Here is a 17,546-nt window from a genome sequence, read left to right on the forward strand (position 1 = left end):
GCATGGGTATCGCTGCGCTCCACCCATCCTACAAACCGAGCTCCCTGCAGGAGCGGGCTACCGATTACTGCCGAATCCCGTCGGTGAACCGGCAGAAGCCGTCACGCACCGCGCCCTCGGTGGTGTACATGCCACCCAGGGTGACAAAGACATAGCTTACCTTGGAGCCCGAGCCCGACTTTTCCACCACGACATTCAACGGTGCGTTGCGGCTGCTCAGGATCACGCCCTGGTAGGCGGAGATGGTGCCGCTCTTCTCGTCGGCGTTCTGGATGGTGAAGCCCTCCTTCACCAGCGTCTTCTGCGCCCGGTCGAAGACCTTGGCCACCGGCATGTCCAGCTGGACGTTGGAAGTGAAGGTCTTGCCGGCGATGAAGCCCCCTTCGGTATTGAAGTTGTCTTCGCACTGGTTGCCGGTCTTCTGGTGCGCACAGCCCTGCAACAGGGCGGCAGCGAGCAGAATCATCGTGACTCGTCGCATCATCGTTCCTTGATCTCGTGGGGCCGCCATCCCTGCGGGTCTACAGCGGCGAAAGGGTTTTATAAGCCGAGGGCGCAGGCCCTGACCAGACTTTTCCTCGCCCAGTGAGACAGCCAGCACGTAGGAAATATCCCCTCACTCGCTCAAGCACGGGCTTTCACGCCGTTCGTCCCGGAGTGTCGCGGAGGTGTACTCCGGGCCTACCTGCGCAGCGCCCGGAGATTCGTGGAGCGAAGCCTCCCAATTGCGATGGACCGGGAGGCTTCAGGTGGCACTTACCAGATCGGCAAGGTGTAGCTGACGATGAAGCGGGTTTCGTCCATGTCGTTGCCGAAGCTGCTGCGGAAGGTGCTGTTGCGCAGCTTGAAGCCGACGTTCTTCAGCGGGCCGCTCTGCACCAGGTAACCGACGTCGGTGTCGCGCTCCCACTCCTTGCCGTTGCCCTGCCCGTTCAGCAGGTCGATGTTGTCGCCGCGCAGGTAGCGGGTCATCAGGCTCAGGCCGGGCAGCCCGTAGGAGGCGAAGTTGAAGTCGTAGCGCAGTTGCCAGGAGCGTTCGTCCTTGTTGGCGAAGTCGCCGATCTGCACGTAGTTGACCAGGTACGGGTCGGTGCCGGACAGGTAGGCGAAGCCGGTGTCGCCAGACATGCGCTGCAGCCCGAGGCCGAACGCCTGGTTGCCGAGCTTGTAGGTGAACATGGCGTTGAGCGCGCGGTTGTCGACGTTGCTGCCGCCATCGTCGGTGGAGCGTGCCCAGCGGATGTCGGACTTCAGCGACTGGCCCTCGGCGATCGGCAGCGTGTGCACCAGGCTCACGTAGTGCTGGCGATAGAGGTCTTCGAGGTTGGCGTAGTGGTAGCTGGTGCTGAGCTGGTTGCTCCAGCGGTAGGTGCCGCCAGCGAGGTTGAAGCGGTCGCTGGTGAGGTGGCTGCCGGCAACGATGTTGCGCTTGTTGCCACGGGTCATCGACAGGTCTTCATCATTGGACGAATCGCGCTGCTTCACCTCGCGCAGCTGGCCGAGCTGCAGGTCGAGGTCGTCGAGTTCCTTCGACTCCACCAGCGCGCCCTGGAAGGTCTGCGGCAACAGGCGGGTGTCGTTGTACTGCACCACCGGCAGCTTGGGCAGCAGCGTGCCGACCTTCAGGGTGCTCTTGGAGACGCGCAGCTTGGCGGTCAGGCCGAGGTCGCTGTAGTCATCGGCAGCGCGTTTGTCGCTGGCGGAATACGGCAGCAGGCCGGAGCCGGAGCGATCCGGGCTGGAGTCGAGCTTCAGACCCAGCAGGCCAAGCGCATCGACGCCGACGCCAACGGTACCGTCGGTGTAGCCCGATTCGTAGCGCAGCAGGAAGCCCTGCGCCCATTCCTCGGATTTCGACTGAGCGGCGCCACTCTGGCGGTAGTCGCGGTTGAAGTAGAAGTTGCGAGTTTCGATGCTGGCCTTGCTGTCGGCGAGGAAATCGGCGTGGACGAACGGGGGCAGCAGCGCCAGTCCGGAGACCAGCACGGGGAGTCGACGAGTATTCATTGTTCTTGTTTCTTTCTACTTGAGGTGTTGGCAAAACGCCGGGCCGATGACGGCTGGCCCGGCCAGGGGAATGAGCGGGATCAGATAGTCCGTTCCAGCTCCGGTACGGCTTCGAACAGGTCAGCGACCAGGCCGTAGTCGGCAACCTGGAAGATCGGCGCCTCTTCGTCCTTGTTGATCGCCACGATCACTTTCGAGTCCTTCATGCCCGCCAGATGCTGGATGGCGCCGGAGATACCGACGGCCACGTACAGCTGCGGAGCGACGATCTTGCCGGTCTGGCCGACCTGCATGTCGTTCGGCACGAAGCCGGCGTCAACGGCAGCGCGGGAAGCGCCGACGGCAGCGCCCAGCTTGTCAGCCAGGGAGTAGAGGATGCTGAAGTTGTCGCCATTGCCCATGCCACGGCCGCCGGAAACGACGATCTTGGCAGCGGTCAGTTCCGGACGGTCGGACTTGGCCAGTTCTTCGCCCACGAAGGCGGACTTGCCAGCATCGGCCGGGCCGGAAACGGCTTCAACAGCGGCGGAGCCACCTTCGGCAGCCACGGCGTCGAAGCCGGTGCCACGCACGGTGATGACCTTGACGGCGGCCGAGGACTGCACGGTAGCGATGGCGTTACCGGCATAGATCGGACGCTTGAAGGTGTCGGCGCTGACGACTTCGATGATCTCGGAGATCTGGTCGACGTCCAGCAGGGCGGCGACGCGCGGCAGGAAGTTCTTGCCGTTGGTGGTCGCCGGGGCCAGCACGTGGCTGAAATTGCCGGCGATGGAGGCGATCAGCGGCGCCACATTCTCCGGCAGCTGGTGAGCGTAGGCAGCGTTGTCGGCGACCAGCACCTTGGAAACACCGGCGATCTTGGCAGCGGCTTCAGCCACGCCACCGACGTTCTGGCCAGCGACCAGGACAGCGATGTCACCACCGATCTTCTGCGCGGCAGCGACAGTGTTCAGAGTGGCAGCGCCCAGTGCGCCGTTGTTGTGCTCAGCGATTACCAGGATAGCCATCAGATTACTTTCGCCTCGTTCTTCAGTTTCTCGACCAGTTCGGCAACGGACTTGACCTTGATGCCCGCGCTACGGGCAGCCGGAGCTTCGACTTTCACGGTCTTCACGGTGGAAGCGGTGGAAACACCCAGGGCGTCCGGGGTCACCACGTCCAGCGGCTTCTTCTTCGCCTTCATGATGTTCGGCAGCGACGCGTAGCGCGGCTCGTTCAGGCGCAGGTCGGTGGTGACGATGGCCGGCAGGTTCAGGGCAACGGTCTGCAGGCCGCCGTCGATTTCACGGGTGACGTTGACCTTGTCGCCAGCGACTTCGACCTTGGAGGCGAAGGTGCCCTGGGCGTAGCCGGTCAGCGCAGCCAGCATCTGGCCGGTCTGGTTGTTGTCGCTGTCGATGGCCTGCTTGCCGAGGATGACCAGCTGCGGCTGCTCTTTGTCGACGAGGGCTTTGAGCGACTTGGCGATGGCCAGGGAGCTCAGTTCTTCGTTGCCCTCACCCTTGACGGCCTCAACGAGGATGGCGCGATCAGCACCCAGAGCCAGCGCGGTACGCAGTTGCTCCTGGGCAGCGGTCGGGCCGACGGAGACCGCAACGATCTCGGTGACGACGCCTTTCTCTTTCAGGCGTACGGCCTCTTCCACGGCGATTTCGCAGAAGGGGTTCATGGACATCTTGACGTTGGCGAGATCGACGCCGGAGTGGTCCGCCTTGACGCGGACCTTGACGTTGTAATCGACCACGCGCTTGACGGCTACGAGTACTTTCATTCGGTTGTTTCCTTGGCTGACGCCGGTTTGCCTCGGCGCTGCTGTTGGGGTGGGTTCGCGAGCAAACCCGCTCCTGCGAAGAGCAATGGGGGAACACTTGCAGGAGCGGGCCTGCCCGCGAACGGACTCAACGACCGTAGGGCGCATAACCGCTTGCGGTTATCCGCCGTCATTCGGGCCAGCGGCGGATAACGCTGGCGCGTTATGCGCCCTACTCTCTTGCGAGCATTGACGCGTCAGGGTTTGCCCAGCTGCTCGATCACACCCTCTGCCTTGAGCGCAGCCAGGCGCGCGTCGTCAAGCCCCAGGCGGCGCTTGAGCACCTCGTCGGTGTGTTCGCCGAGCATCGGCGCCGGGCGCTGGTATTCCACCGGGGTGTCGGACAGCTTCAGCGGGCTGCCGACCATGCGGAACGCGGGGTTCTGCGCGTGGGGAATCTCCACCAGCATGTCCCGGGCGACCACCTGCGGTTCGTCCAGCGCGCGGCCGATATCGTTGATCACACCGACCGGCACCTTCATCGCGTGGATGCGGCGCACCCAGTTGTCGGCGGTGTCGCCCTGGAAGTGTTCCGCCAGCTTGCCGACGATCACGTCGCGGTTGCGCACGCGGTCGGCGTTACGGGTGAAGCGCGGGTCCTTCGGCAGTTCGGGCAGGCCGATGGCGTCGCACAGCGAGACGAACTGGCTGTCGTTGCCGCAGGCGATGATGAAATCCATGTCCTGCGCGCTGAACACCTGGTACGGCACGATGTTGACGTGGGCGTTGCCCTGGCGGCCCGGCGAGCGACCGGTGGCGAGGTAGTTCTGGCTCTGGTTGCCGAGCATGGCGACCTGCACGTCGAGCAGCGCCATGTCGCAGTGCTGGCCGCGGCCAGTCTTCTCCCGCGCCAGCAGCGCGGCCTGGATGGCGACCACCGAGTACAGGCCGGTCATCACATCGGACACGGCGACACCGACTTTCTGCGGGCTGGCGCCGGGCACGCCGTCCTTCTCGCCGGTGATGCTCATCAGCCCGCCCATGCCCTGGATGATGAAGTCGTAGCCGGGCTCCTCGGCGCGCGGGCCGGTCTGACCGAAGCCGGTGATGGAGCAGTAGACCAGGCGCGGATTGACCTTGGACAGGCTGTCGTAATCCAGACCGTACTTGGCCAGCGAGCCGGCCTTGTAGTTCTCGATCAGCACATCGCACTCGCAGGCCAGGGCGCGCACCAGCGCCTGGCCTTCTTCCGTCGCCAGGTTCAGCGCCACCGACAGCTTGTTGCGGTTGGTCGACTGGTAGTACGCCGCCTCGGAACTGTCCGAGCCGTCGGCGGCTTTCATGTAGGGCGGGCCCCAGCCGCGGGTGTCGTCACCCACGCCAGGACGTTCGATCTTGATCACTTCCGCGCCCAGGTCGGCCAGCACCTGGCCGCACCAGGGGCCGGCCAGCACGCGGCTGAGGTCGAGTACGCGGTATCCGCTCAAAGCACCCATCTTCAATTCCTCGCAGGCGCGCTCACGCGCGCTCGATAACCATGGCGAGCCCCTGGCCCACGCCGATGCACAGGCTGATCACCGCATAGCGTTGACCCGTGCGCTGCAGTTGTCGCGCCACGCTCAGCGCCAGCCGCGCGCCGGAAGCGCCCAGCGGGTGGCCGACGGCGATGGCGCCGCCGTTGGGGTTGACCCGCGCATCGTCGAAGTCCACGCCCAGACCGTGCAGGCAGCCGAGCACCTGGGAGGCGAAGGCCTCGTTGATCTCGATGATGTCCATGTCGGCGAGGGTCAGTTCGGCGCGGGCAAGCGCCTTGTTGATCGCCTCCACCGGGCCGACGCCCATGATGCGTGGCTCCACGCCGACCGCCGCTGCCGAGAGAATCCGCGCGAGCGGCTTGAGGCCGTGGCGTTCGCCCGCCGCAGCCGAGCCGATCAGCAGCGCGGCCGCGCCATCGTTGACGCCAGAGGCATTGCCGGCGGTGACCACGCCGCCTTCGGACAAGGGTTTCAGGCGCGCCAGCGCGGCTTCATCGGAAGACGGACGCGGATGTTCGTCCTGCTCGACCACGTTCGGCGGCGTCTTGCGCCCAGTGGGCACGCTGACCGGGAGGATTTCCCCGGCGATGAAACCGGCCTCGCGGGCGGCTTCGTAGTTGGCCTGGGAACGCGCGGCGAAACGGTCGGCCTGCTCGCGGCTGATGCCGAACTCGCGGGCTACGTTGTCGCCGGTCTCCGGCATGCTGTCGTTGCCGAACCCGGCGATGATCTTCGGGTTGGGGAAGCGCGCGCCGATGGTGCTGTCGAACACCGTCAGGTCGCGGCTGTAGGCGGCCTCGGCCTTGGCCATGACGAAGGGCGCGCGGGACATGCTTTCCACGCCGCCAGCGACGAACAGCTCGCCTTCGCCACAGGTCACGGCGCGCGCCGCATCGATGACGGCCGCCAGGCCGCTGGCGCACAGGCGGTTCACCGTCTGCCCCGGCACGCTCACCGGCAGGCCGGCGAGCAGCGCAGCATGGCGGGCGACGTTGCGGCTGTCTTCACCGGCCTGGTTGGTGTTGCCGAGGATCACGTCCTCGATGGCTTCGCCGGGCACGCTGGTGCGGGCCAGCAGCTCGCGGATCACCTGGGCGATCAGGTCGTCCGGGCGCACCGGAGCCAGAGCGCCGCCATGGCGCCCGAAGGGGGTGCGCAGGCCGGCGTAGATGTAGGCATTGAGCATGGAAGTCTCCTTGAAAGAGGTGGACGCCGGGCCTCAGCCCAGCGCGGGCTCGGCATGGCGCAGCGACAACCCCAACTCGGCGCGGCGGCGCAGCCAGGGGCCGGGGCGGTAGCGGGCGTCGCCGGTCAGGCCGGTCATGCGTTCGAGAATGGTCAGCAGGCGCGACGGGCCGACGCTGTCGCCCCAGGCCAGCGGGCCTTGCGGGTAACCCAGGCCACGGCGCACGCCTTCGTCGAGGTCGTCGACACTGGCGATGCGCTGCTGGACGATGTCGCCGGCCAGGTTGACGATCAGCGCCAGTACGCGCTGGGCAACGAAGCCGACGCTGTCATTGATCACCGTGACGCCCACACCATCAGCCGCCAGCAGCGCATGGGCGGCGTCGCGCATGACGCTGGAGGTCGCCGGGTTCTGCATCAGGCAGCGGTGACGTTGCAGATCCAGCAGCAGGTCAATGCACAGGGTGCGCGCCGGGTCGGTACCGAAGTTCCGGCACGCCGTGGTGGCGTCAACGCCATAGGGAGCCAGCAGGCACAGCGCCTCGCTGCTTGGCTGGGCGCCCTGCTCCAGGGTCGCGCCGAGCTTCTTCAGCAGTTCGCCGAGCAGTTCGCGATCCTGTTCGTTCTCCGCACCGATCCACACCGGCGGCAGCGCGGCCACGTTCGGCACCGGTTGCGGAGCGGGCGCATCGATCATCTTGCCGTCGGCATAGCGATAGAAGCCTCGCCCGACCTTGCGCCCGACGAAACCGGCCTCGAGCATCTGCCGGGTCAGCGCCGCCGGGCGATAGCGCGGCTCCTGGTAGAACTGGTTGTAGATGGACTCGATCACCGGGTGGGACACGTCCAGCGCAGTCAGGTCAAACAGCTCCAGCGGGCCCATGCGGAAGCCCAGGCCCTCGCGCAGAATGCGGTCGATATCGGCCGGTTCGGCGATGGCTTCCTTGAGCATCTGCAGGGCTTCGGTGCTGTAGGCGCGGCCGGCGTGGTTGATGATGAAGCCGGGGGTGTCCTTGGCGCGGATGCCGCGATGGCCCATGCGCGCGGCCAGCGCCACCAGGCTGTCGCCGACCTGCGGGTCGCTGGCCAGGCCGTCGATCACCTCGACCACCTTCATCAGCGGCACCGGGTTGAAGAAGTGGAAGCCTGCCACCCGCTGAGGATGCTGGCAGCCACGGGCGATGCTGGTGACCGACAGCGACGAGGTATTGGTCGCGAGAATGCACTCGGCGCTGACCACGGCTTCCAGTTCGGCCAGCAGCGCCTGCTTGGCATCCAGGCGCTCGATGATCGCTTCGACCACCAGATCGGAATCCGCCAGCTCGCTCAGGGAGCCGGCGACCAGCAGGCGCGCCAGGGTCGCGTCCGCGTCGGCGGTGGTGATCTTGCCCTTCTCCGCCAGCTTGGCGAGGGTCCGTCCGAGGTTATCGCGGGCCGCTTGCGCAGCGCCGTCGCGGGCGTCGAAGAGCTTCACCTGGATGCCGGCCTGGGCGGCGATCTGGGCGATGCCGCTGCCCATGACGCCGGTGCCGACAATGGCCATACGCTCGATGCGCTCGAAAGAAAGGGTCATGCTCATTCCCCCAGGAAACTGGCTTTGCGTTTTTCCAGGAAGGCGGCGGCGCCCTCCTTCTGGTCCTGCGAATCGAATAGCAGCTGGAAAGCCTTGCGCTCCAGGGTCAGGGCGCTCTCCAGCGGCAAGTCGGCGCCGGCGAGCATCACTTCCTTGATCTGCGCCACGGCCAGCGGCGGCAGTGTGGCGATCTCGGCAGCCAGCTCCAGTGCGCGGGGCAGCGTGCGCGCATCTTCCACCACCTCACTGAGCATGCCGATGGCCAGCGCTTCCGGCGCCTTGATCAGGCATCCGGTCAGGGCAATGCGCATCGCCTGGAACTTACCCACGGCGCGGATCAGCCGCTGGGTGCCACCCGCGCCGGGCATCAGGCCGAGCTTCACTTCCGGCTGGCCGAAGCGTGCCGACTCACCGGCGACGATGATGTCGCAGTGCATCGCCAGCTCGCAGCCGCCGCCCAGGGCGAAGCCATTCACGGCGGCGATCACCGGTTTCGGGCAGCGCGAGATGGCTTCCCACAGCAGTTCGGTGTGACGGCGGTACATCTCGATGGGGCTGGCCTGGGCGAATTCGCGGATGTCCGCCCCGGCGACGAAGCATTCCTCGCCCCCGGTCAGCACCACCGCGCGAACGTCGCGATTTTCGCTCAGGGCACGGAAGTGCTCGGCCAGCTGCTGGCGCACGGCAGCATTCAAGGCGTTCTTGGCTTCCGGTCGGTCGATGCGGACGACCGCCACACCATCGGCCTGGATATCGAGATGAACCACGCTGGTATTCATTGGAGCTCTGACCTCTTAGTTGTTTCGTCTGACGAAACTACATTCCGTATTTCGATTTCATCATAGTGACACCTCATCCAGCCTGTAAACGGTGAAGATCGACACACCCTCTAAAAGCCTTTAAATACGCGGCTTTGAATATTTTTAAGGGTACGCCTGTACTAACCAGTCCAGACTCATTACAATTTCGCCTGACGAAACTGCATTTTATTTTATTGATTTTCCGTGAATAGGGGTTCTACCATGCGCCGCAACAAGACGGAGATGGACTCGGCTGCGCCGACGAAAAACGAAGGTGAGATCGGCCTGCTGGAACGGGGACTGTATGACCCCGCCACGGCACTGAGCGAAGAGGAAAACAGCGGCCAGTTCGTGACGGCCCTGGCTCGCGGCCTGGAGATCCTGCGTTGCTTCTCGCCACGGGAAAACGTGCTGAGCAACCAGGACCTGGCGCGCAAGACCGACCTGCCCAAGCCGACCGTGACACGCCTGACCAACACCCTGATGCGCCTGGGTTGCCTCAAGCGCGAGGTGCATTCAGGCAAGTACCAGCTGGACGTCGGCGTGCTGGGTTTCGGCTACGCGATGCTGTCGAACCTGTCGATCCGCGCGGTGGCCCATCCGCTGATGGAGGAACTGGCCAACCACGCCCAGGCGGCGGTGGCCATGGCCGCCCGCGACCGCCTGCAGATGGTCTACGTGGACGTCGTGCAGGGCCAGGGAAACATGACCATGCGCCGGCAGATCGGCAGTTATCTGCCGCTGGCGGCGAGTTCGGTGGGCCGCGCGTGCCTCGCGGCAATGCCGGAGAACGAGCGGGAATTCCTGCTCGACCACGTTCGCCAGCGCGAACCGGAAAACTGGCCGGCCATCCGCAAGGGTCTGGACCGCGCCTTCAGGGACTTCACCGATTACGGCTACTGCCTGTCGATCGGCGAATGGCACCGCGACGTCAACTCCGTCGCCGTGCCCTTGGTACATCCGCAGTACGGCCTGCTGGCCTTCAACTGCGGCGGCCCGAGCTTCCAGCTGACACGCGAGAAGCTCGAGGACGACATCGGGCCCCGCCTGATCAACATGGTCAACAACATAGGTGCCGCCGCTCGCTGAATCTCGGGTGACGGTGCCTCGGAAGACAGGCCCGCTCGCGGGCCTTTTGAGGAGTGCACATGATCCGAGACCCAGAAACGCTGCAGATACTTCTGGATTCCATCCACCAGTTCGTCGGCGAAGTGCTGATCCCGCGGGAGAACGAGGTCGCCGAGACCGACGCGATCCCGCAGGACATCGTCCAGCAGATGCGCGAGATGGGCCTGTTCGGCCTGACCATCCCCGAAGAGTTCGGCGGCCTGGGCGTGACCATGGAAGAAGAGGTGAATATCACCTTCGAACTCGGCCGCACCTCCCCCGCCTTCCGTTCCTACATCGGCACCAACAACGGCATCGGCTCCATCGGCATCCTGATCGACGGCACGCCGGAGCAGAAAGCCCACTACCTTCCCAAGCTCGCCGGCGGCGAACTGCTCAGTGCCTTCTGCCTGACCGAGCCGGACTCGGGCTCCGATGCCGCCTCGCTGAAAACCACCGCCGTGCGCGATGGCGACTTCTATGTGCTCAACGGCACCAAGCGCTTCATCACCAACGCCCCGCACGCCGGCATCTATACCGTAATGGCACGCACCAACCCGGCGATCAAGGGCTCCGCCGGTATCAGCGCGTTCATCGTCGAGCGTGGCACTCCGGGCATTTCCCTGGGCAAGCCGGACCACAAGATGGGCCAGAAAGGCGCGCACACCAGCGACGTGATCTTCGACAACGTGCGCATCCCCGCCAGCCAACTCATCGGCGGCGTCGAGGGCGTGGGCTTCAAGACCGCCATGAAAGTGCTCGACAAGGGCCGCCTGCACATCGCCGCGCTGAGCGTCGGCGCCGCCGAGCGCATGCTCGCCGACGCGCTGCAATACGCCCTGGAGCGCAAGCAGTTCGGCCAGCCGATCGCCGAGTTCCAGCTGATCCAGGCAATGCTGGCCGACAGCAAGGCCGAGATCTACGCCGCCCGCTGCATGGTGCTGGACGCCGCACGCAAGCGCGATGAGGGCCGCAACGTCAGCACCGAAGCCTCCTGCGCGAAGATGTTCGCCACCGAGATGTGCGGCCGTGTTGCTGACCGCTGCGTACAGATCCACGGCGGCGCCGGCTACGTCAGCGAGTACGCGATCGAGCGCTTCTACCGCGATGTCCGCCTGTTCCGACTCTACGAGGGCACCACCCAGATCCAGCAGGTGATCATCGCCCGCAACATGATCCGCGAAGCCCAGTCCTGACACACAGGCACTGAGGCACCCAATTCGGCAGCGCGTGGCCACGCACCACGCGCCTGCCGGCAGGATTCGCACGCACGCTTACCGAGGGTCGGCCAACCGCCCCGCCAACAACTACAACAGGTAATTCGTTCATGGAAAACACTGCTTCCGCAACGGCTGCAACCGCTGCTACCCAGAGCAAGACCTGGGTCCTGGTCTTCGCCTTCTGCTTCATCGGCCTGCTGATCGATGGCGCAGACCTGATGCTCCTCTCCTACAGCCTCACCAGCCTCAAGGCCGAGTTCGGCCTGAGCAACCTCCAGGCCGGCAGCCTGGGCAGCGTCACCCTGGCCGGCATGGCCTTCGGCGGCATCTACGGCGGCTGGGCCTGCGACCGCTTCGGCCGGGTCAAGACGGTGGTCTGGACCATTGTGCTGTTCTCCGTCGGCACCGCCGTCCTCGGCCTCACCCACAACTACTGGCAGTTCGCCGCCGCGCGCTTCGTCGCCTCGCTGGGCCTCGGCGCCCTGTACGTGGCCTGCAACACGCTGATGGCCGAATACGTGCCGACCAAATACCGCACCACCGTGCTCGGCACCCTGCAGGCCGGCTGGTCGGTGGGCTACATCGTCGCCACCCTGCTGGCCGGCTGGATCCTGCCGGACCATGGCTGGCGCTACCTGTTCTACATCGCCATCATCCCTGTGGTGCTGGCCATCGCCATGCGCAAGCTGATCCCCGAGCCCGCCGCCTGGGTCCAGGCGCAAGCAGAACGCCAGCAGCGCAAGGCCGAAGGCTCGTCCGGCCGCGAAGCCACTGCACCCCGGCAGAATGCCTTCAAGCAGATCTTCGCCGACCCGAAGGCCAGCCGCATGTTCCTGTTCTGGGCACTGACCGCCGGTTTCCTGCAGTTCGGCTACTACGGCGTGAACAACTGGATGCCGTCGTACCTGGAAACCGAGATGGGCATGAACTTCAAGGCCATGACCTCGTACCTGGTGGGCACCTATGCCGCGATGATCCTGGGCAAGGTCCTGGCCGGCGTCGCCGCCGACTGGTTCGGCCGCCGCACCGTGTTCTCCTTCGGCGCCCTGGGCACCGCGGTGTTCCTGCCGGTGATCGTGCTGTTCCACAGCCCCGAGAACATTCTCTGGATGCTGGTGGTGTTCGGCTTCCTCTATGGCATCCCGTACGGCGTGAACGCGACCTACATGACCGAGAGCTTCGCCGCCGCCTTCCGTGGCACAGCAGTGGGCGGGGCTTACAACATCGGCCGCATCGGCGCAGCCATCGCCCCGGCGGTGATCGGCTTCCTCGCTACGCAGATGTCCATTGGCGTCGGCTTCCTGGTGATGGGCGCGGCGTACTTCATCTGCGGCGTCATCCCCGCCCTGCTGATCCGCGACAAGCAGTTCGACCCACAGCAGGAATGACCTGAGCGCTCAGCGCCCAGCCACCCGCGAAAAACGCCCGGTGCACTGCACCGGGCGTTTTTGTTTTTTCCCCGAAAGCGTCATCAAGAGTCAGCGGGGCAAATCGCAGGCAAAAAAAAGCCCCGCCGAAGCGGGGCTCTTTCGTCAGCGATGTCGATTAGACAGCGCGAACTTGTTCAGCTTGCGGGCCTTTCTGGCCGGCAGTCACAACGAAGCTGACCTTCTGGCCTTCGTCGAGGGACTTGTAGCCGTTGCCTTCGATCTGACGGAAGTGAACGAATACGTCCGGGCCGCTTTCCGGGGTGATGAAGCCGAAGCCCTTCTCAGCGTTGAACCACTTGACGATGCCGTTTTGACGATCGGACATGATGTTGTCTCCTAAAAGAATGCTAAAGGCCGGCCGAAAGCCGACCGGCGATGAGCTGAATGCGTAGTGAAGAGGTGCCGAGGAGATGGAGCATCTTGTAGAAGAACATCAAGTCGCGGAACTCGTTACTGGGCAGGCAGCCCATGCAGAATACAAGGTTTGGCGCTAATTCATAGCTTTTTTTCACGACCAGTGGTGATTTTGACAAATGGTCGAGCAATTACGACGCGACAGGTCAAAGACGTGTAGGCTGGCCGGGCCGGTTTGGCGCCCAACGCAAAGGTGACTTCATGACTGATTCACAGCTGATTCGCGAACGTTCGGAGCTCGATGAAAAGATTGCCGCTTTCCTCTCCCAGGGTGGCGAAATCCAGGAAATCCCCGTTGGCCAACTGGCAGTGAAGGTCGAGCGGAAGTCGCAATGGGCAAAGTCCGATGGGAAGAAACCGGCGCCCTAACCGTTTGAATGCATGAAGAAAACCCCGCGATGGCGGGGTTTTGCATTTCAGTGGCTGAGGTAATGGTTCGACAGCCAGTTCAGCGCCCTGCCCGGCCGCGTCAGCGCGTCGATGAAACTCGGCCCCCAGAAGCGGATGTCGTTGGCCTCCAGCACCGCATACATGTCCCGGTGACGTGCCTGGCGCTCCTTGAGCGGCATGCGCAGCGCCCGCTGCATGGCATCGGCCAGGGCGTCTCGGTCGTGAGGATTGATGATCAGCGCGCCGCCCAGCTCGGCGGCGGCGCCCGCGAACTGGGAAAGGATCAGCACGCCGGGATCGTCCGGGTCCTGGGCGGCGACGAACTCCTTGGCGACCAGATTCATCCCGTCGCGCAGCGGCGTCACCAGGCCGATCCGTGCGTGGCGCATGACCATCGCGATGTCCGCGCGCTGGTGGTTGCGCGCCACATAACGCAGCGGCACCCAGGACACGGCGCCGAAGCGCCCGTTGATGTGCCCTACCCGCGCGCTCACAGCGGCGTCGATGTCGGCATATTCGGGGATGTCCTGGCGGCTGCCCGGTGATATCTGCAGGCAGGTGACGCGGTTGTGCCAGTCCGGATTGCGCTCGAGGAAGCGCTCGTAGCCGTCCAGCCGGTTGACGATGCCCTTGGAGTAATCGAGACGGTCCACCCCTACCATCAGCGCGCGACCGCCCAGGCTTTCGCGCAGGTCCTCGGCTGCCTGGCTCTGCGAGGCCTCTTCGGCCAGTCGGCGGAAACCGGCCGCGTCCACGCCCACCGGGAAGACGCCGACTCGAAAATGCTGGTCCTCCAGGTGATAGCGCCGGCCATCGGGAGTCGCCGCGCCAACCACGCGGGTCAGGTAGCGGGCGAAGTTGCTGGCGTCGTTTTCAGTCTGGAAGCCGATCAGGTTGTACTCGGTGAGCGCGCGGATCAGTTCGTCGTGATGCGGCAGCGCGGTGATGAGGTCGGCCGGCGGCATCGGGATATGCAGGAAGAAGCCGATGCGGTTGCCATGCCCGCGCTGCCTCAGGGCCGAAGCCAGGGGGATCAGATGGTAGTCGTGGACCCAGAGGACGTCGTCCTCCTCCAGCAGCGGGCTCAGGCGCTCGGCGAAGAACTCGTTGACCCGCTGGTAGCCGCCGAACTCGGCCTCGTTGAACTCGGCCAGGTCCACCCGGTAATGCAGGATCGGCCAGAGCACGCGGTTGGCAAAGCCGTTGTAGTACTCGTCGAAGTCCTGCGGATGCAGGTCGGTGAGGATGTACTGCAGGTTGTCGCGCTGGACCATGGTCGGCGGGCCCGGCTCCTCGGCCTTCTCGCCGCTCCAGCCGAACCAGATGCCCTCGCGGTTGCGCATGGCGGCGTCCACCGCCACGGCCAGCCCGCCCGGCGCCGGGCCGTTCTCGTCGGGGATCGCGACCCGGTTGGATATCACCACGAGGCGCGGCATAGACCTTCCTCCCAGCCAATGGAAAGACGCATGGCGGAATTGATCAGCCCGGCCATGGAGTAGGTCTGTGGAATGTTCCCCCAGAGTTCGCCGGTGTCCGGGTGCAGGTCTTCGGAAAGCAATCCGTAACGATTGCGCGAGGCGACCAGTTGCTCGAACAGCTGACGCGCCTCATCGACTCGGCCGATGGCTGCCAGCGCATCGAGGTACCAGAACTTCACCACCAGGAAGGCGGTTTCCGGCACGCCGAAATCATCCGCCGCGGCGTAGCGCAGCATCTGCCCGTTGACGTTGAGTTCGCGGCCGATGCACTCGACCGTGGCGATAAAGCGAGGGTCATCGGCCTCGATGATCCCCAGTTCGTTCATCAGCAGCACGCTGGCATCGAGGTCGTCATGGCCGAAAGCGCCGGTGAAACATTGCTTCTTCTCGCTCCAGGCCTCGGCGAGGATGCGTTCGCGCAGGTTGGCCGCCTTGTCCATCCAGTCGCCGGCTTTCTCGCCGCGGCCCAGGCGTCTGGCAATGCGCCCGACGCGATCGCAGGCAACCCAGCAGAGCAGCGCGGAATGGGTGTGGATGCGTTGGCGGCCACGGTATTCCCAGATGCCAGCGTCGGGTTCGAACGCCGCGTGCACGGCCTTGGCGGCCAGGCTCTCCAACAGTTGCAGCATGCCCTCGCTGCTGGGATTGGGCAGGCGCTCGTCGACAAAACTCTGCAGCACCGCCAGTGCCACCGAGCCGAACACGTCGTGCTGGTTCTGCTCCACCGCCTGATTGCCGACCCGCACCGGAGCGTGGTTGAGGAAGCCGGCAAGATCCAGCTCGATACGTTCGGTGAGGTCCTGATTGGGGATTATCCCGTACAGCGGCTTGAGCTCGGCGTCGCCGCTGGCCACGGTGGTGATGAAGTCGATGTAACCCTCCATGGTCCGCGTGGCGCCCAGGCGGTTGAGGGCGAGGATCACGAAGTAGGCATCACGCAGCCAGCAGTAGCGGTAGTCCCAGTTGCGCTGCGAGTCGGGCGCCTCCGGCACGGAAGTGGTGGCAGCGGCGATGATCGCCCCGGTGTCCTCGAAATTGCACAGTTTCAGAGTGATCGCCGAGCGGATCACCACCGGCTGCCATTCGAAGCAGATGGCCAGCCCGCGCACCCAGTCGTGCCAGTGGTTCTGGGTGCGTTTGAGGTAATCGCGGACCACTTCGCCGGGAGCGTTGTCGAGCGGTTCATCGAGGCCGATCACCAGGCTCACGGGATGGCGCAGGGCGAATGGCGTTTCGTGCTGGATATAGGCCAGCGGCGCGTCGGTGGTCAGGCGCAGCGGCTCATCACCTTCCAGGTAGCGGATATGGCTGGAACCGATGGCGCCCTGGCTCGGCTTGCCGTAGCCGTGGGTCGGACGCACACGCAGGGTGATCTTCGGTACGCCCTCGATGGGCTCGATCAACCGGCACAGCTGCGCCGGGCGGTAGACATGGCCGTGCTGCAGGAAACGCGGGGCGAAATCGGTGATGCGCACTGCGCCGCCGTTGTCGTCCCGCAGCACGGTGGTGATGATCGCCGTGTTGCGCTGATAGTCGGACGTGCTGCTGGCCTGGTTCTCCAGCACCACATCGGCAAAGCCTTTCTCGTCATCGCCGGCCAGTAGCCGGGAAAAAGCCGGATCGCTATCGAAGTTCGGGTAGCACCACCAGACCAGCCGCGCCTGCGGATTGACCAGCGCGGCCACCCGGCAGTTGCCGATCAGGCCCAGTTCCAGAGCACCTTCGTGCCGGTTCGTCATCGGTTGATTCCTCCTGCTTGCATCAGAGCGGCGCGGACATCCGCCGCGTCGCTGAACACCGCGCTGGCACCGGGCAAGGCGCGCCCGACCGAAAGGCCGAGGCCGCCCAGGGCCGGCATCAGGGCGATGGCGGGTTCGTCGGTGACGTCGTCGCCGATGTACAGCGGCAAGCGTCCGGCGAAGCCAGGCATACCCAGCAGCCGCTGAATCGCCTGGGCCTTGTCGACACCTTCGGGGACGACTTCGTAGACCTGCTTGCCGTTGAGCAAGCGCAGCCCTGCGCCCTCCGGCGCCCGCAGCAAAGCCTGCAACTCGACATGCAGTGCTGTGGCGAGCGAAGGTGCGGAGCGGTAGTGCAGCGCGTAGCTGCTGCCCTTGTCCTCGGCCTGGATTCCGACATGCCGATTGGCCAGGGCGTTCAACTGCACCCGCACGCAGGCGGGCAGGTCTTTGCTGGTGCGGCGCAAGGGGCTGTCGCCACTTTCGCGCCAGTGGGCGCCATGGCCGCCGCTGGCGGCAAGACGCAAGGGTTGCAGGAGCCGGTCGAGTTCTTCGACCGGGCGGCCGCTGATCAGGGCCAGGGCACCGTCGAGTCGGCGATGCAGGTGCGTGAGGGCATCGAGCAGCCCGGGCGGTACGACGACCGCGCCGGGTGATTCGGCGATGTCCAGAAGGGTTCCGTCGACATCCAGGAACAGTGCGGTCTGCTGAGGTCGGCTGAGCCAGAGGTTCAGCAGCGCAGTGGCTGAGGCCTCGCTATGCGGGACCATGGCGGTGTCGACAGGTCCCCTTGGTACGGGACGTGACATGAGCCATTTCTCCATGTTCAGGGCGTGCCGCGCAGCCGTGGGTAGCCGGTGCGGACGTGAAAGGGAGCCCAAGGACCCTAACATGTGGGACCACGAGGGTCGACCC

Annotated in this window: 16 protein-coding genes; 4 read left to right on the forward strand and 12 right to left on the reverse strand. The window is 65.1% G+C overall.

What is annotated here, in order from left to right; translation table 11 throughout:
- Positions 1-64: 64 nt before the first annotated feature.
- The 8 genes from IB275_RS16850 to IB275_RS16885 form a co-directional block, all read right to left on the reverse strand.
- Positions 65-481, reverse strand: coding sequence for a hypothetical protein (locus tag IB275_RS16850; RefSeq protein WP_184596142.1), 417 nt, complete (start codon positions 479-481; stop codon positions 65-67).
- Between the two features lie 275 nt (positions 482-756).
- On the reverse strand, positions 757-2,007 hold the full coding sequence (locus IB275_RS16855; RefSeq protein ID WP_151186944.1) for an OprD family porin: 1,251 nt from the start codon (positions 2,005-2,007) through the stop codon (positions 757-759).
- Positions 2,008-2,087: 80 nt separating this feature from the next.
- On the reverse strand, positions 2,088-3,017 hold the full coding sequence (locus tag IB275_RS16860; RefSeq protein ID WP_494514414.1) for an FAD-binding protein: 930 nt from the start codon (positions 3,015-3,017) through the stop codon (positions 2,088-2,090).
- A complete protein-coding gene (locus IB275_RS16865; protein WP_285888273.1) occupies positions 3,017-3,781 on the reverse strand; it encodes an electron transfer flavoprotein subunit beta/FixA family protein in 765 nt (254 codons plus the stop codon). Before IB275_RS16865 ends, IB275_RS16860 begins: the two co-directional genes overlap by 1 nt.
- Positions 3,782-4,017: 236 nt before the next feature.
- Positions 4,018-5,256, reverse strand: a complete 1,239-nt coding sequence (locus IB275_RS16870) for a CaiB/BaiF CoA transferase family protein (RefSeq protein ID WP_151186941.1) — start codon at positions 5,254-5,256, stop codon at positions 4,018-4,020.
- Positions 5,257-5,278: 22 nt separating this feature from the next.
- Positions 5,279-6,481, reverse strand: a complete 1,203-nt coding sequence (locus IB275_RS16875; protein ID WP_192295680.1) for a 3-oxoadipyl-CoA thiolase — start codon at positions 6,479-6,481, stop codon at positions 5,279-5,281.
- 33 nt (positions 6,482-6,514) lie between these two features.
- On the reverse strand, positions 6,515-8,059 hold the full coding sequence (locus IB275_RS16880; RefSeq protein ID WP_192295681.1) for a 3-hydroxyacyl-CoA dehydrogenase: 1,545 nt from the start codon (positions 8,057-8,059) through the stop codon (positions 6,515-6,517).
- Complete coding sequence (locus IB275_RS16885; protein ID WP_192295682.1) at positions 8,056-8,832, reverse strand: enoyl-CoA hydratase; 777 nt, start codon at positions 8,830-8,832, stop codon at positions 8,056-8,058. The genes IB275_RS16880 and IB275_RS16885 overlap by 4 nt, the downstream gene beginning before the upstream one ends.
- Before the next feature lie 243 nt (positions 8,833-9,075).
- Between IB275_RS16885 and IB275_RS16890 the strand changes: the two genes are divergently transcribed.
- The 3 genes from IB275_RS16890 to IB275_RS16900 all read left to right on the forward strand — a co-directional run bounded on the left by IB275_RS16890 (position 9,076) and on the right by IB275_RS16900 (position 12,568).
- Positions 9,076-9,942 carry an IclR family transcriptional regulator gene (locus IB275_RS16890; RefSeq protein ID WP_192295683.1) on the forward strand — a complete coding sequence of 289 codons (867 nt, stop codon included), beginning with the start codon at positions 9,076-9,078 and terminating at the stop codon, positions 9,940-9,942.
- Between the two features lie 59 nt (positions 9,943-10,001).
- Positions 10,002-11,156, forward strand: coding sequence for an acyl-CoA dehydrogenase family protein (locus IB275_RS16895; RefSeq protein WP_192295684.1), 1,155 nt, complete (start codon positions 10,002-10,004; stop codon positions 11,154-11,156).
- 131 nt (positions 11,157-11,287) lie between these two features.
- Positions 11,288-12,568 (forward strand): MFS transporter, encoded by a 1,281-nt coding sequence (locus tag IB275_RS16900; protein WP_192295685.1) that lies wholly within the window; start codon positions 11,288-11,290, stop codon positions 12,566-12,568.
- 157 nt (positions 12,569-12,725) lie between these two features.
- Here the strand turns inward: IB275_RS16900 and IB275_RS16905 are convergent, their stop codons facing one another.
- Positions 12,726-12,935, reverse strand: a complete 210-nt coding sequence (locus IB275_RS16905) for a cold-shock protein (RefSeq protein WP_017518411.1) — start codon at positions 12,933-12,935, stop codon at positions 12,726-12,728.
- Positions 12,936-13,225: 290 nt separating this feature from the next.
- Here IB275_RS16905 and IB275_RS16910 point away from each other — a divergent pair, with 290 nt between their 5' ends.
- Positions 13,226-13,393, forward strand: a complete 168-nt coding sequence (locus tag IB275_RS16910; RefSeq protein WP_167523180.1) for a hypothetical protein — start codon at positions 13,226-13,228, stop codon at positions 13,391-13,393.
- 47 nt (positions 13,394-13,440) lie between these two features.
- Here IB275_RS16910 and otsA read toward each other — a convergent pair whose 3' ends face one another.
- Genes otsA through otsB form a run of 3 tightly spaced genes read right to left on the reverse strand, consistent with a single transcriptional unit; the run spans position 13,441 to position 17,440 of the window.
- Complete coding sequence (gene otsA, locus IB275_RS16915; protein WP_192295686.1) at positions 13,441-14,850, reverse strand: alpha,alpha-trehalose-phosphate synthase (UDP-forming); 1,410 nt, start codon at positions 14,848-14,850, stop codon at positions 13,441-13,443.
- On the reverse strand, positions 14,832-16,631 hold the full coding sequence (locus IB275_RS16920; RefSeq protein WP_192295687.1) for a glycoside hydrolase family 15 protein: 1,800 nt from the start codon (positions 16,629-16,631) through the stop codon (positions 14,832-14,834). Before IB275_RS16920 ends, otsA begins: the two co-directional genes overlap by 19 nt.
- Entirely contained in the window at positions 16,628-17,440 is an 813-nt protein-coding gene (gene otsB / locus IB275_RS16925; protein ID WP_225601675.1) for a trehalose-phosphatase, read from the reverse strand. The genes IB275_RS16920 and otsB overlap by 4 nt, the downstream gene beginning before the upstream one ends.
- Between the last annotated feature and the right edge of the window lie 106 nt (positions 17,441-17,546).

Source organism: Pseudomonas sp. PDM21 (assembly GCF_014852505.2).
Taxonomy (GTDB): Bacteria; Pseudomonadota; Gammaproteobacteria; order Pseudomonadales; family Pseudomonadaceae; genus Pseudomonas.

Excerpts from the sequence above, each read along its gene's own strand:
- IB275_RS16850 (WP_184596142.1), bottom strand. The coding sequence starts at position 481 with ATGCGACGAGTCACGATGATTCTGCTCGCTGCCGCCCTGTTGCAGGGC.
- IB275_RS16855 (WP_151186944.1), bottom strand. The coding sequence starts at position 2,007 with ATGAATACTCGTCGACTCCCCGTGCTGGTCTCCGGACTGGCGCTGCTG.
- IB275_RS16860 (WP_494514414.1), bottom strand. The coding sequence starts at position 3,017 with ATGGCTATCCTGGTAATCGCTGAGCACAACAACGGCGCACTGGGCGCT.
- IB275_RS16865 (WP_285888273.1), bottom strand. The coding sequence starts at position 3,781 with ATGAAAGTACTCGTAGCCGTCAAGCGCGTGGTCGATTACAACGTCAAG.
- IB275_RS16870 (WP_151186941.1), bottom strand. The coding sequence starts at position 5,256 with ATGGGTGCTTTGAGCGGATACCGCGTACTCGACCTCAGCCGCGTGCTG.
- IB275_RS16875 (WP_192295680.1), bottom strand. The coding sequence starts at position 6,481 with ATGCTCAATGCCTACATCTACGCCGGCCTGCGCACCCCCTTCGGGCGC.
- IB275_RS16880 (WP_192295681.1), bottom strand. The coding sequence starts at position 8,059 with ATGAGCATGACCCTTTCTTTCGAGCGCATCGAGCGTATGGCCATTGTC.
- IB275_RS16885 (WP_192295682.1), bottom strand. The coding sequence starts at position 8,832 with ATGAATACCAGCGTGGTTCATCTCGATATCCAGGCCGATGGTGTGGCG.
- IB275_RS16890 (WP_192295683.1), top strand. The coding sequence starts at position 9,076 with ATGCGCCGCAACAAGACGGAGATGGACTCGGCTGCGCCGACGAAAAAC.
- IB275_RS16895 (WP_192295684.1), top strand. The coding sequence starts at position 10,002 with ATGATCCGAGACCCAGAAACGCTGCAGATACTTCTGGATTCCATCCAC.
- IB275_RS16900 (WP_192295685.1), top strand. The coding sequence starts at position 11,288 with ATGGAAAACACTGCTTCCGCAACGGCTGCAACCGCTGCTACCCAGAGC.
- IB275_RS16905 (WP_017518411.1), bottom strand. The coding sequence starts at position 12,935 with ATGTCCGATCGTCAAAACGGCATCGTCAAGTGGTTCAACGCTGAGAAG.
- IB275_RS16910 (WP_167523180.1), top strand. The coding sequence starts at position 13,226 with ATGACTGATTCACAGCTGATTCGCGAACGTTCGGAGCTCGATGAAAAG.
- otsA (WP_192295686.1), bottom strand. The coding sequence starts at position 14,850 with ATGCCGCGCCTCGTGGTGATATCCAACCGGGTCGCGATCCCCGACGAG.
- IB275_RS16920 (WP_192295687.1), bottom strand. The coding sequence starts at position 16,631 with ATGACGAACCGGCACGAAGGTGCTCTGGAACTGGGCCTGATCGGCAAC.
- otsB (WP_225601675.1), bottom strand. The coding sequence starts at position 17,440 with ATGTCACGTCCCGTACCAAGGGGACCTGTCGACACCGCCATGGTCCCG.